General features: G+C 37.0%; 9 protein-coding genes and 3 pseudogenes. 11 read left to right on the top strand and 1 reads right to left on the bottom strand.

Annotation, left to right across the window (positions count from 1 at the left end; genetic code table 11):
- The first annotated feature begins 126 nt into the window (after positions 1–126).
- Both guaA and HT736_RS09960 read left to right on the top strand, forming a co-directional pair.
- On the top strand, positions 127–1689 hold the full coding sequence (gene guaA, locus HT736_RS09965) for a glutamine-hydrolyzing GMP synthase (RefSeq protein ID WP_172931003.1): 1563 nt from the start codon (positions 127–129) through the stop codon (positions 1687–1689).
- A gap of 158 nt (positions 1690–1847) precedes the next feature.
- Positions 1848–3059 (top strand): MspI family type II restriction endonuclease, encoded by a 1212-nt coding sequence (locus tag HT736_RS09960; RefSeq protein WP_023941642.1) that lies wholly within the window; start codon positions 1848–1850, stop codon positions 3057–3059.
- 29 nt (positions 3060–3088) lie between these two features.
- Here HT736_RS09960 and HT736_RS09955 read toward each other — a convergent pair whose 3' ends face one another.
- Positions 3089–4204 carry a DNA cytosine methyltransferase gene (locus tag HT736_RS09955; RefSeq protein ID WP_050208599.1) on the bottom strand — a complete coding sequence of 372 codons (1116 nt, stop codon included), beginning with the start codon at positions 4202–4204 and terminating at the stop codon, positions 3089–3091.
- Positions 4205–4692: 488 nt separating this feature from the next.
- On the opposite strand from HT736_RS09955, the gene HT736_RS09950 reads away from it, so the two are divergent.
- The 9 genes and pseudogenes from HT736_RS09950 to HT736_RS09905 form a co-directional block, all read left to right on the top strand.
- A complete protein-coding gene (locus HT736_RS09950) occupies positions 4693–5979 on the top strand; it encodes a U32 family peptidase (protein WP_138706313.1) in 1287 nt (428 codons plus the stop codon).
- A 336-nt stretch (positions 5980–6315) separates the two neighbouring features.
- Positions 6316–7208: pseudogene (locus HT736_RS09945) on the top strand (ABC transporter ATP-binding protein).
- A 15-nt stretch (positions 7209–7223) separates the two neighbouring features.
- A pseudogene (locus HT736_RS11845) lies at positions 7224–7945 on the top strand (hypothetical protein).
- Between the two features lie 380 nt (positions 7946–8325).
- Positions 8326–8535, top strand: a complete 210-nt coding sequence (locus HT736_RS09930) for a helix-turn-helix transcriptional regulator (protein ID WP_020902217.1) — start codon at positions 8326–8328, stop codon at positions 8533–8535.
- A complete protein-coding gene (locus HT736_RS09925; RefSeq protein ID WP_000247408.1) occupies positions 8525–9013 on the top strand; it encodes a DUF6773 family protein in 489 nt (162 codons plus the stop codon). The genes HT736_RS09930 and HT736_RS09925 overlap by 11 nt, the downstream gene beginning before the upstream one ends.
- 115 nt (positions 9014–9128) lie before the next feature.
- The gene (locus HT736_RS09920) at positions 9129–10589 is read left to right on the top strand and encodes a nicotinate phosphoribosyltransferase (protein WP_172931001.1); all 1461 of its coding nucleotides are present in this window, start codon (positions 9129–9131) and stop codon (positions 10587–10589) included.
- Positions 10586–11410, top strand: a complete 825-nt coding sequence (nadE, locus tag HT736_RS09915; protein ID WP_023936400.1) for an ammonia-dependent NAD(+) synthetase — start codon at positions 10586–10588, stop codon at positions 11408–11410. Before HT736_RS09920 ends, nadE begins: the two co-directional genes overlap by 4 nt.
- Positions 11411–11759: 349 nt before the next feature.
- Positions 11760–12311: a GNAT family N-acetyltransferase gene (locus tag HT736_RS09910; RefSeq protein ID WP_100104265.1), complete on the top strand. Its 552-nt coding sequence runs from the start codon at positions 11760–11762 to the stop codon at positions 12309–12311.
- 630 nt (positions 12312–12941) lie between these two features.
- Positions 12942–14190: pseudogene (locus HT736_RS09905) on the top strand (hypothetical protein); the annotation flags it as partial.

Genomic DNA, 14190 nt, shown 5'->3' with positions numbered 1-14190 from the left:
GTGCTTTGAGCAACCTACGGCTAGCTTCCTAGTTTGCTCTTTGATTTTCATTGAGTATTAGTTGGTAATTCGCCCTTATTTGTGATAGAATATTGGAAAAGATATTTCTTTTGAGAAAGGAAAAAGATGAGCAACATTTCAACTGATTTGCAAGATGTAGAAAAAATCATCGTATTGGACTATGGTAGCCAATACAACCAGCTGATTTCACGCCGTATCCGTGAGATTGGTGTTTTTTCAGAACTAAAGAGCCATAAAATTTCAGCTGCTGAAGTTCGTGAAGTCAATCCTGTAGGAATTATTCTATCAGGTGGTCCAAACTCTGTATATGAAGATGGTTCATTTGATATTGACCCAGAAATCTTCGAACTCGGAATTCCAATTTTGGGAATCTGTTATGGTATGCAGTTATTGACCCATAAACTTGGAGGAAAAGTTGTTCCTGCAGGTGATGCTGGAAATCGTGAATACGGTCAATCAACCCTAACACACACACCATCATCTCTTTTTGAATCAACACCTGATGAACAAACTGTATTGATGAGCCATGGTGATGCGGTTACTGAGATTCCTGCTGACTTTGTTCGTACTGGAACATCAGCTGACTGCCCTTACGCAGCCATCGAAAATCCAGATAAACACATTTACGGTATCCAATTCCACCCAGAAGTTCGTCATTCTGTATACGGAAATGATATCCTTCGTAACTTTGCCCTTAACATCTGTAAGGCTAAAGGCGATTGGACAATGGATAACTTCATCGACATGCAGATCCAAAAAATCCGTGAGACTGTTGGTGATAAACGTGTCCTTCTTGGCCTTTCAGGTGGGGTTGACTCTTCAGTTGTTGGAGTTCTTCTCCAAAAAGCGATTGGCGATCAATTGATCTGTATCTTCGTGGATCACGGTCTTCTTCGTAAAGGAGAAGCGGACCAAGTTATGGACATGCTTGGTGGTAAGTTTGGTTTGAATATCGTCAAAGCAGACGCAGCTAAACGTTTCCTTGATAAACTTGCAGGAGTTTCTGACCCTGAACAAAAGCGTAAAATCATCGGTAACGAGTTTGTCTATGTCTTTGATGACGAAGCAAGCAAGCTCAAAGATGTGAAATTCCTTGCTCAAGGAACTCTTTATACAGACGTTATCGAGTCTGGTACGGATACAGCTCAAACTATCAAGTCACACCACAATGTGGGTGGTCTTCCAGAAGACATGCAGTTTGAATTGATCGAACCATTGAATACTCTTTACAAGGACGAAGTTCGTGCCCTTGGTACAGAGCTTGGTATGCCAGACCATATCGTATGGCGCCAACCATTCCCAGGACCAGGACTTGCGATCCGTGTCATGGGTGAAATCACTGAAGAGAAACTTGAAACTGTTCGTGAGTCGGACGCTATTCTTCGTGAAGAAATTGCTAAAGCTGGTCTTGACCGCGATATCTGGCAATACTTCACAGTTAACACAGGCGTTCGTTCAGTTGGGGTTATGGGTGACGGTCGTACGTACGACTACACAATTGCAATCCGTGCTATCACCTCTATTGATGGTATGACTGCTGACTTTGCCAAAATTCCTTGGGATGTCCTTCAAAAAATCTCAGTACGTATCGTAAATGAAATTGATCATGTTAACCGTATCGTCTACGATATTACAAGTAAACCACCTGCAACCGTTGAGTGGGAATAAAATATAAGAGTAACTTAGGCTAAGAATCCTTGATTTAACATCATTTTAACAACTGTATGAAGTATTAAAATGAGATAAATATATTTGGATTGTCTCCAAAGCGTTTCCAAAGAAGCTCTAAAATGAGCTTCTTTTTTCTAATATGGAGTAAAAATATTATGAGTTTTAACGTTGATAATCAGCAAAAATCTTTATCTGGTTCTGCTTCAAATTTAACTTTGTCTGAATTGCTTCAAAAAATCCAAAAGATTCCCAAATTGAATGTATCTGTAAAAAAAGGTTATTCAGTTGGATATGAAAATTGTGAAAAACAATTTAAAATGGATTATGCAATTACTTTCAATGACTTTGATAATGAAACTTGGTTAGTTAAACCGACTAGCTCGATTCGAACTGATAGAATCTATGGGAATGAATTTTTTGCTCAAAACATCAAGTTAGTTGATAAGAATGTCACAAGAATCTTTGTTGTTGTACCAGATTCTATTACCGAAAAAGAAATAAAAAATAAAAACGACTATTCAAATAAGATACATAGCGAAACTTATGTATCTTTCTTAGATGATGTACTAACTTTTTCTGAATTAAAAGACTTTGTACTAAATCATGCTTCCGAAAATCTATCTCAAGGGATTAGTGCTAATATTTTGGGAAACAATGCTGAGGATAGTATAGTTGACTTACTGACTGACAAAAACAATATCCTTCTATGGAATAATCACGCAAAACATAGCCAAACAATTAAATCTTCCACTTATAATTGGTTTAGTCAAATCTTAAAAGTTTCTGGTGTTAGTGAACAAGATACTGTTTTAGATATTGTGGCAACTAATTCAATACCTAAATTAAGTAATCGTGGTTATCCAAAAACAGATGTATCTTTTACGATTACTACTGAACAAAAAGAAATAACTAAAAATATTAGTGTAAAAAATACTTCTGCGGATACCGTAACAGTCCATGAGGGAGCTGTAGATGATATTATTCTTGCCCTTAATCTCGATTCTTCTTCGTCATTGGCTAATTCACTCAAAGAATTTCAAGCATATGGTAGTGCTAAAGGTTTGAAAGAAAATAATGAAGTTGCCTATAACACATTAGTTGATGAAATTCATAAATACAATAAAGAATTAGTTAACTTCTTTATGTTTGGGGTCAATAGTCCATTAGTTAACAATTCTATTCAAGTTGCTGATATAATGCTGTATACTAAAAAATTTGAGGTTATTTTAAGGGATTTGTATGTTGATGAATATATTAAGAAATATTCATCTAAAGGACAGTTTGGAACTCCGTTTAAATGGACATACCCTAGTAAAAAACGAGGTCAAAAAGTACAAATCAAAGGTTTTACGAATAATAAAAAGTAGCAGTTCAAATATGATATGCTATTTTTTGATTAAAGGTATACTTTCATTTTATCAGCGACAGCTTTAATTACTGGTACAGCTACTGAGTTACCAAATTGTCTATACATTTGAGTTCTTGAAACTGGTACTTTGAAATCATCTGGAAATCCCATTAGTCGCTTACATTCTAGTTCACTATAAAGTCTCAACCCAGTTTCTCCACCTTTTACAAACGTTCCTGTCAAACGCTGAATTTTGTGATAGCTTGCAACAAGTGTATTTACCTGAATTTCGCTAGTTTTATCAATAATTTGAGGTCTGCCATCATCTTTTTTAAAAAGATATGTATCTTGCAGATGTTTTGAAATTTTGTACCCAGTTGGATTATCTTCTAAAATAGAACCTACTGGGACTTTTTTATCGCTTCCTTTAGGAAATTCAAAGTTATCTACTTTTATATCTGGATGGAAACCTACAATGATAATACGTTCCCTTCTTTGTGGTAAACCAAAACGTTGAGCATCAAGAATTTCATAGAAAATTGAGTAGCCTAATTCTTCTTTTAACGCTCTCATAATGACTTTTAAAGTATTCCCTTTGTCGTGAGTTACAAGCCCTTTTACATTCTCAAGTAAGAAAGCTTTTGGTTTTTTCTCTTTTAAGATACGAAGTACATCAAAGAACAAAGTTCCTTGGGTTTCATGAGTAAAACCTTCACGCTTACCAATATGGCTAAATGGCTGACATGGAAAACCTGCTAAAAGAATGTCATGGTCTGGAATATCTTTCTCATTGATTTGAGTAATATCCCCATATGGTTTTTCGCCATAATTCTCTTCATAAGTTTTAGAAGCATACCTATCCCATTCGGAACTAAAAACACATTCTGTGTTCTTATCCTCAAATCCTTTACGGATTCCACCAATACCTGCGAATAAGTCGATAAACTTTATTGAATCATTTGAAGTAGTTTTCTTTTTAGTGTTCATTTGTGTGTCTATTCCTATTTTAATTAGCTCGGAGCATTTTTGACTAAAATTCTTACAGTTATCAAGCTCAAGTGAATCAATTACATCAATCTCACTCTGAGTTAGATAAATATTTTTCATCTGTTTTTTATCAGAAACTGGTTTTCTTCCCGCTCCCTTGCGTGTGCCACCCTGCATATTTTCTTCCCTACTTCCTTATTCGTAATATAAAACCATTATATCATATTTTTGATAAAAAAATGTTTTTTTTCATATATTCGTCCGTATTATTTATTGATAATTTTTCAAACTCATCAAATGGGGACAAATTATGAACAATCGCTAAAGATTCTTCCATTTTTTTGATTTCGAATTTATAATCAAATTCGGTTTCAAAAATATCAATCAACACTTTTAATTTTAAATCTCTTAATTGTTCGAGTGGATAATAGTTTGTATTTATACTCAATGAAAATCAAAGAGCAAATTAGGAAGATAGCCGCAGGTTGCTCAAAACAGTGTTTTGAGGTTGCAGATGGAAGCTGACGTGGTTTGAAGAGATTTTCGAAGAGTATTAAAAGATTAGAATTGTCAAAACAATCTGTCTAGGCTTGATTTTATCCCTTATTTACTATAAAAATGAGAAGGAAATACGTCAAACTTTTATATTGCAAATAGGAGAAAACATGACAAAAACATTAAAACGTCCTGAGGTTTTATCACCTGCAGGGACTTTGGAGAAGCTAAAGGTAGCTGTTCAGTATGGGGCAGATGCTGTCTTTATCGGTGGTCAGGCCTATGGTCTTCGTAGCCGTGCAGGTAACTTTACCTTTGAACAAATGGAAGAAGGTGTCCAGTTTGCGGCCAAGTATGGTGCCAAGGTCTATGTAGCGGCTAATATGGTTATGCACGAAGGAAATGAAGCTGGTGCTGGTGAGTGGTTCCGTAAACTGCGTGATATCGGGATTGCAGCAGTTATCGTGTCTGACCCAGCCTTGATTATGATTGCAGCGACAGAAGCACCAGGTCTTGAAATTCACCTCTCTACCCAAGCAAGTGCCACTAACTATGAAACACTTGAATTTTGGAAAGAACTGGGCTTGACTCGTGTCGTTTTGGCGCGTGAGGTTTCGATGGAAGAATTAGCTGAAATTCGCAAACGTACAGATGTTGAGATTGAAGCATTTGTCCATGGAGCTATGTGTATTTCATACTCTGGTCGTTGTACTCTTTCAAACCACATGAGTATGCGTGATGCCAACCGTGGTGGATGTTCTCAGTCCTGCCGTTGGAAATACGACCTTTACGATATGCCATTTGGGAAAGAACGTAATAGTTTGAAGGGTGAGATTCCAGAAGAATTTTCAATGTCAGCCGTTGATATGTCCATGATTGACCATATCCCAGATATGATTGAAAATGGTGTGGACAGTCTAAAAATCGAAGGACGTATGAAGTCTATTCACTACGTATCAACAGTAACCAACTGCTACAAGGCGGCTGTGGATGCATATCTTGAAAGTCCTGAAAAGTTTGAAGCTATCAAACAAGACTTGGTCGATGAGATGTGGAAGGTTGCCCAACGTGAATTAGCAACAGGTTTTTATTATGGTACACCATCTGAAAATGAGCAGTTATTTGGTGCTCGTCGTAAAATTCCTGAGTATAAATTTGTCGCTGAAGTGGTTTCTTATGATGATGTGACACAAACAGCAACTATTCGTCAACGGAACGTTATTAACGAAGGCGACCAAGTTGAGTTTTATGGCCCAGGTTTCCGTCATTTTGAAACCTATATTGAGGATCTTCACGATGCCAAAGGCAATAAAATCGACCGTGCTCCAAATCCAATGGAACTCTTGACTATTAAAGTCCCACAACCCGTTCAATCAGGAGACATGGTTCGAGCTCTTAAAGAGGGGCTTATCAATCTTTATAAGGAAGATGGAACCAGCGTCACAGTTCGTGCTTAATGTAGTTGTTTAGTTTTAAAAAATTATGCAAAGCTCCATATACAACACTTAAACGAGATTAAAGAATGGCGAAATCCCTTGATGCGCAAGAAATTAGCTGTCCTTTTTTATTTTTTAAGTGATAAAGTCGAAGCTTAGGTATCAAAGCATATTAAATTAAACAAAGAAGTGATGTCATCGATATTTTGAAATCCTATATTTAAACTTAACACTCTCTATTTTTTATGGTAGAGAGTTTTTTTGCTAGTAAAATCTTACAAAATGACATTTATATATTGCATTAAGTTAGATATATGATATAATGTTGTTAAAAAGAGGCGCAACTTTTTAAAATTAATGGGAATCAAAGAGAAAACCGAGAATATTAATGGAGGAATTGAAAAATGGAAGTTATAAATGTAAGTAAGCATTATGGTCATTCAATCATTCTCAAAGATATAAATTTTGCACTTAACAAGGGTGAAATTGTTGGTCTAGTAGGGAGAAATGGAGTTGGTAAGAGTACGTTGATGAAAATTCTTGCTCAGAATAATCAACCGACTTCAGGTAATATTATAAGCAGTGATAATATTGGGTATTTAATCGAAGAACCAAAATTATTTTTATCTAAAACAGGTTTAGAGAATTTAAAATATTTGTCAAATTTATATGGTGTTGACTACAATCAAGAAAGATTTAGAAGTTTGATCTAAGAGTTAGATTTGACTCAGTCTATTAATAAAAAAGTAAAGACCTATTCTTTGAGTACAAAACAAAAATTAGCTTTGCTTCTAACCCTCGTTACGGAACCTGATATATTGATTTTAGATGAACCGACTAATGGTTTAGATATTGAATCATCACAAATAGTTTTAGCGGTTCTAAAAAATTTAGCTTTACATGAAAATGTGGGAATTTTAATATCGAGTCATAAATTAGAAGATATTGAAGAAATTTGTGAGAGGGTTCTTTTCTTGGAGAACGGGCTTTTGACATTTCAAAAAGTAGGAAAAGATAGTCATAATTTCTTGTTTGAGATAGCTTTTTCATCAGCTACAGATAGAGACATTTTCATTACCAAACAAGAATTTGGGGATATTGTTCAGGAAGAGGGACTGAGAATTACTATGTCTGGTAATATTCAAAGTAGTGAGCTTTTTAAATTTTTTAACGAAAACTCTATTAAAGTAGTTGATTTTGAAACTAAAAAAGAGACGCTTAAAGATATTTATCTAAATCGTTCAAAATAAAGGAAGGTTACCATCATGAAATTAAATAAATTGAATTTTCTTAAGGAAAATATGAGGGATTTATATTCATCAGGCGTAATATATCTCGGTTTGATTATCTCGTTTATACCGCCGATATTGGTTACATTCTTTATTCTAAAGACTCAAGAGACATCGCTTGGTATCAAGCATATTTCAAACTTTTATGCTATGCTCGGTATGTTAATGGCTGTTATACATGCTAACCGAATTATTAGCAGGGATTTTTCCCACAATACGGTAAGTTTGTTTTATAATCAACAGAAAAATCGGATGATTTACGTCTTGTCTAATTTTCTATATGCGATCTCAGTTTCCATTATTTATGCTTTGAATGGCATTGTGTTACTAGTCATCGTAAGTAAATTAGGTGTTCCAGGTGATTTAGGATTAGATTTTATAGTAGCTATTGTAGTCAATACAATTTTGTTAGTCCTGTTTTATTTTCTATTATCTTACATTTTCTATTTATACAAATTGAAAAGTGGCTTGGTATTTTAGTAGCTTTACTACTCTTTATCCCTAATATATTAAATACGATGATGATGAATACTAGTAATGATTTGTTTATCAAAGCAATTGAACTTCTTCCTTTTTATTCTTTACCTGTATTTGTGGCTTCAAATACGATGTCTATTAGTCAGTATCTTGTGGTAATCACTACAATCATTTTATTGTACTTTTTCACTCTCAAGAAAAGCAAGAAGTATTCATTTTAGTTTCATTTAGTATTATTTTGCATACCTAAAATACAGTAAAAAATCAGTCATCTTGGTATGCTCCTGCTTTCACTATTCAACACGTTTTTGACTTATACTAGGCTCATTTCCAAAAGCATTATATAATAGTGATATGAAATCAACTAAATAAAAAATACAAGCAATCAAAACTCGTTTAAAAGACCCTACTAAAGCTAATACTAAACAAAACATCAAATATCAAACTAGGAAGTTTATTTTAAACAATCCAACATACTGATTTTAGGCTGACGATAATATTGGAGTGCTAATTAATGAGGTTATAATAAATAGCTGACAGCTTTTGTTGGTTTTGGATTTTTTAAGAGTAGATGAGTATTAAAACTATAAGGAGGACGCAGGTGGCTAAAAATTTAAAATTAAAATTAGCTCGTGTAGAGCTTGATTTAACTCAAGGTCAACTAGCAGATGCTGTCGGGGTGACGCGCCAGACTATTGGTTTGATAGAGGCGGGAAAATACAATCCCAGTCTCTCGCTCTGCCAGTCCATTTGCAGATGTTTAGGGAAAACCCTAGACCAATTATTTTGGGAGGAAGAAGATGGTAAATAAATTTATTCATTATCAATTACTTGACGAAAGAGAAGAACAACTAATCAATAAAGCTGGGGCAGAATCCTTTTCACTCTTTATTGGGCTTGTACTTCTAAGTTATTTGGTGGCTGTGTTGGCTCCATCTCTTTTTAATCCGAATTTTCTAGTCTATACTCTGATAGTAGGAATTTTCTTCTTTTTCAATCGTGCCCGTTATCTGGGAGTGACCTACTATAGTCGTTTTCATTTTACGATTTTGGGTTGTTTTTTCCTAACCTTGGCTATTACGGCTCTTTTGATGTTACAGAATTATCAATTCAACATAGAAATTTATCAGCACAATCCTTTGAACGTTAAATACCTATCTGCTTGGGCAATTACTTATGTTATTTACCTTCCCTGGGTTTTTATCGGCAATCTTGGTCTGAAGAGCTATGGCGAATGGGCTCAGAAAAAGTTTGAACAAGATATGGATGAACTGGAGAGTGGAGAATAGCTTGTTACTCTTTTCTCAATCCAGCTAAAATGTGATATAATAGTACTAATTTATTGGAATGCATGAAAGTTTTTGAAAATTTTCATGTATTTCTAGCTAAGGAAGTAGGAAAAGTATGTATCCAGATGATAGTTTGACATTGCACACGGACTTGTACCAGATTAACATGATGCAGGTTTACTTTGACCAAGGAATTCACAATAAAAAGGCGGTCTTTGAGGTTTATTTCCGCCAACAGCCTTTTAAGAACGGCTATGCGGTTTTTGCTGGTTTGGAAAGAATTGTGAATTATCTTGAAGACTTGCGTTTTTCAGATAGTGATATTGCCTATTTGGAGTCGCTTGGTTATCATGGGGTGTTCTTGGACTATCTCCGCAATTTCAAGTTGGAGTTGACCGTTCGTTCTGCCCAAGAAGGGGATTTGGTTTTTGCTAATGAACCGATTGTGCAAGTTGAAGGCCCTCTAGCTCAATGTCAGTTGGTCGAAACAGCTCTTTTGAACATCGTCAACTACCAGACCTTGGTGGCGACTAAGGCAGCTCGTATTCGTTCAGTCATTGAAGATGAGCCTTTGATGGAGTTTGGGACACGTCGGGCGCAAGAGATGGATGCGGCTATCTGGGGAACACGCGCAGCGGTGATTGGTGGAGCCAATGGAACCAGCAACGTGCGCGCTGGTAAACTCTTTGACATTCCTGTCTTGGGGACCCATGCCCATTCTTTGGTACAGGTTTATGGTAACGACTATGAGGCTTTCAAGGCTTACGCTGCGACCCACAAAAATTGCGTTTTTCTTGTGGATACCTATGACACCCTTCGTATTGGGGTACCCGCTGCAATTCAGGTGGCGCGTGAGCTGGGTGACCAGATTAACTTTATGGGTGTGCGGATTGACTCTGGGGATATTGCCTACATTTCTAAGAAAGTCCGTCAGCAACTGGACGAGGCTGGATTTACAGAGGCTAAGATTTATGCTTCAAATGACCTAGATGAAAATACCATCCTAAACCTCAAGATGCAAAAGGCCAAGATTGATGTCTGGGGTGTGGGTACAAAGCTGATTACAGCCTATGACCAGCCAGCTCTGGGAGCAGTTTATAAGATTGTGGTCATCGAAGATGAAAATGGTAATATGCGTAATACGATTAAGCTGTCAAATAATGCTGAAAAAGTGTCTACGCCAGGTAAGAAGCAGGTGTGGCGCATTACCAGTCGTGAAAAAGGCAAGTCAGAAGGCGATTATATCACTTATGACGGCGTAGATGTTGCCAGCATGACAGAAATCAAGATGTTCCATCCGACCTATACTTACATCAAGAAGACGGTTCGTAATTTTGACGCTGTTCCTCTCTTAGTGGATATCTTCAAAGACGGGAAATTGATTTACAACCTGCCTAGCTTAACTGAGATTCAGGACTATGCTCGTAAGGAATTTGACAAGCTTTGGGATGAATACAAGCGCGTGCTCAATCCGCAGCACTATCCAGTGGATTTGGCGCGTGATGTATGGCAAGATAAGATGGACTTGATTGATAAGATGCGCAAGGAAGCCCTTGGTGAAGGAGAAGAAGAATGAGTTTGCAAGAAACGATTATCCAAGAGCTGGGTGTCAAACCAGTGATTGATGCCCAGGAAGAAATCCGTCGTTCTATTGATTTCTTAAAAAGATACCTGAAAAAACATCCCTTTCTTAAAACCTTTGTGCTAGGGATTTCTGGAGGACAAGACTCAACCTTAGCAGGACGATTGGCTCAACTGGCCATGGAAGAATTGCGAGCAGAAACGGGAGACGACAGCTACAAATTTATCGCTGTCCGCCTGCCTTATGGAGTACAAGCCGATGAAGCAGACGCTCAAAAAGCCCTAGACTTCATCCAGCCAGATGTCAGTTTAGTCGTCAATATTAAGGAATCAGCTGACGCTATGACAGCTGCTGTTGAAGCGACAGGTAGTCCTGTTTCAGATTTTAACAAGGGCAATATCAAGGCTCGTAGTCGTATGATTGCCCAATATGCCCTTGCGGGTGCCCATAGTGGAGCGGTCATTGGGACAGACCACGCCGCGGAAAATATCACAGGTTTCTTTACCAAGTTTGGTGACGGTGGTGCAGATATTCTCCCTCTTTATCGCCTCAATAAACGTCAAGGAAAACAACTCTTGAAGGAACTTGGTGCAGACCCAGCCCTTTATGAAAAAATCCCAACAGCAGACCTAGAAGAAGATAAACCAGGTCTAGCTGACGAAGTAGCCCTCGGAGTCACTTATGAAGAGATTGACGACTACCTAGAAGGCAAAACAATCAGCCCAGAAGCCCAAGCAAGAATCGAAAACTGGTGGCACAAAGGCCAACACAAACGCCACTTACCCATCACCGTATTTGATGACTTTTGGGAGTAAAAAGGTCCGGGGGACTTTTTTAGCTTCTTGCCCTGAAATTAAAAAGCAAGAAAAACCTCCACTGGAGGTTTTCAGCCTCTCATCTTGAAATAAGAAAGTGAGAGAAGGTCTGGGGGATCTTGAACCCCGAGTTTAGAAATAAGAAAATGAGGCAGATTCAGTAACTCGAAGAGTTCGATTTCATCGTCTTACCCCTGAAACGATGACTAGGTTTGAAAAAGCTTGCTAGAGCGCATTTCAAACCAGGCAGCGACTGCGTCAAGAAATTAGAAGACAAACTCGTTTTCTAGCTGTTACTGAGTTGAGCCTTTTTACTACGAGCATAGAAATAAGGAAGTGAGGTAGCATCATGAAATCTATCGGTACGCAAATATTACAGACAGAACGTTTGATTTTAAGAAGATTTGTGGAGAGTGATGCAGAAGCCATGTTTCAAAATTGGGCTTCATCCGCTGAGAATCTGACCTATGTTACCTGGGATCCCCATCCTGATGTCGAGGTGACTCGAAATTCGATTCGTAACTGGGTTGCTTCCTATACTAATCCCAACTATTACAAATGGGCTATTTGTCTCAAAGAAAACCCAGAGCAAGTGATAGGAGATATCAGCATCGTTGCAATAGATGAGAACAATTCTTCTTGTGAAATTGGCTATATTTTAGGAAAAAACTATTGGGGTCGTGGTCTTATGACAGAGGCCTTAAAAGCTGTCTTGGACTTTTGTTTTACTCAAGTAGGATTTCAAAAAGTCAAAGCTCGATATGCCAGTCTCAACCCAGCTTCAGGTCGTGTCATGGAGAAGGCTGGAATGTCCTATCTACAAACGATAGTTAATGGTGTAGAGAGAAAAGGCTATCTTGCGGATCTTATTTATTATCAGATAAGTAGGGAAGAATGTTGAATTCTATTTTCTGTTTCTATCGAAGTCAACTATTTATTGTAAATATAATAAATGGCATTCTAAGTTTATTTGCAACTTTAAAATAGCATATTGATTAGTACAAGACAGATGTTCTAGTTCCTTCTTTAATCTGGTTTAGTATTAGTTAAAAAATCGCTTTAAGCTTGTAACTAAGAGGGAGCTAATCGACTAGATTCTCCAGCCGAACAGGTGGTAATGTGCTTTTTATAGTGTAATCCTAGCTGTTGTTAAATTTAAAATAGAATCCTCTATCGAGTTAGGGAATTAAATTCAACCAATTTTATTTATGTTTTTTCTATCAAATTATCTAATATTAAAATAGTCTCATTCTGATGAGAAAACTATTCTATTTATACTGCATAGTTGTATAAGGAATGATGAAAGATGAGTGAAAGTTATCAAGTTGGAATGTTTGTATCTAAATATATTAGCATGTATTTAGATAAGATGTCTGCAATCCTTTATATATGAGATTGATTACGATATAGTTAAAGTGTTAGTTCAATAATTAATATATCATTTTAAGTTTATTTGATGTATGAAACATATTGTTTAACATTTGCCAGAAAATATGCTATACTAAGTAGTAACTTTTAGAAGGAGGATGTAATGGAAAAATTTAATACCAATAAGCGCTATGCATTACGTAAACTCGGAAGGATTTTTGGTTCTGTGATGGTCGGGCTAACTTTATTTTTAGGAGGAATCCTGAATACAAGTTTTGTTCATGCTGCTGATGGGATTCAATATGTCAGAGATGATACTAGAGATAAAGAAGAGGGAATAGAGTATGATGAAGCTGATAATGGGGATATTATTGTAAAAGTAGCGACTAAACCTAAGGTAGTAACCAAGAAAATTTCAAGTACGCGAATTCGTTTTGAAAAAGATGAAACAAAAGACCGTAGTGAAAATCCTATTACAATTGACGGAGAGGACGGAACTGTAACCACGACAAGGACCTACGATGTTGATTCAGAGACTGGTAAGGTCACAGAAAAGGTTACTGTAGACAGAAAAGAACCGACAGACACAGTTATCAAAGTTCCAGCCAAAAGTAAGGTTGAGCGTGAAGTTCTTCCTACAAGTGTTATCCGCTATGAAAAAGATGAAACAAAAGACCGTAGTGAAAATCCTATTACAATTGACGGAGAGGACGGAACTATAACCACGACAAGGACCTACGATGTTAATCCAGAGAATGGTCATGTTACCGAAAAGGTTACCGTAGAGAAAAAAGAAGCCACGGATACAGTTATCAAAGTTCCAGCTAAAAGCAAGGTTGAGCATAAAGTCCTTCCTACAGGTATCATCCGTTATGAAAAAGATGAGAGTAGAGACCGAGGAACTTCTATTGAGATGGTTGACGGAGAGGATGGCTATGTAACCACAACGACGACCTACGATGTTAATCCAGAGACTGGTAAGGTTAGCGAAAAGGTTACTGTTGATAGAAAAGAACCGACAGACACAGTTATCAAAGTTCCAGCCCAAAGCAAGGTTGAGCGTGAAGTTCTGCCTACAAGTGTTATCCGTTTTGAAAAAGATGAAACAAAAGACCGTAGTGAAAATCCTATTACAATTGACGGAGAGGACGGAACTGTAACCACGACAAGGACCTACGATGTTAATCCAGAGAATGGTCATGTTACCGAAAAGGTTACCGTAGAGAAAAAAGAAGCCACGGATACAGTTATCAAAGTTCCAGCTAAAAGCAAGGTTGAGCGTGAAGTTCTGCCTACAAGTGTCATCCGTTTTGAAAAAGATGAAACAAAAGACCGTAGTGAAAATCCTATTACAACTGACGGAGAGGATGGCTATGTAACCACGACAAGAACCTACGATGTTAATCCAGAGA

It is taken from the genome of Streptococcus sp. 339, assembly GCF_013277285.1.
Classification (GTDB): Bacteria; Bacillota; Bacilli; order Lactobacillales; family Streptococcaceae; genus Streptococcus; species Streptococcus pseudopneumoniae.
The sequence above is the reverse complement of the archived record's forward strand: the minus strand, read 5'-3'. Positions and strand labels throughout refer to the sequence as shown.

What these genes read in the sequence shown, in the direction of transcription:
- guaA (WP_172931003.1), top strand. Translation starts at nt 127, where the DNA reads ATGAGCAACATTTCAACTGATTTGCAAGATGTAGAAAAAATCATCGTA.
- HT736_RS09960 (WP_023941642.1), top strand. Translation starts at nt 1,848, where the DNA reads ATGAGTTTTAACGTTGATAATCAGCAAAAATCTTTATCTGGTTCTGCT.
- HT736_RS09955 (WP_050208599.1), bottom strand. Translation starts at nt 4,204, where the DNA reads ATGCAGGGTGGCACACGCAAGGGAGCGGGAAGAAAACCAGTTTCTGAT.
- HT736_RS09950 (WP_138706313.1), top strand. Translation starts at nt 4,693, where the DNA reads ATGACAAAAACATTAAAACGTCCTGAGGTTTTATCACCTGCAGGGACT.
- HT736_RS09925 (WP_000247408.1), top strand. Translation starts at nt 8,525, where the DNA reads ATGGTAAATAAATTTATTCATTATCAATTACTTGACGAAAGAGAAGAA.
- HT736_RS09920 (WP_172931001.1), top strand. Translation starts at nt 9,129, where the DNA reads ATGTATCCAGATGATAGTTTGACATTGCACACGGACTTGTACCAGATT.
- nadE (WP_023936400.1), top strand. Translation starts at nt 10,586, where the DNA reads ATGAGTTTGCAAGAAACGATTATCCAAGAGCTGGGTGTCAAACCAGTG.
- HT736_RS09910 (WP_100104265.1), top strand. Translation starts at nt 11,760, where the DNA reads ATGAAATCTATCGGTACGCAAATATTACAGACAGAACGTTTGATTTTA.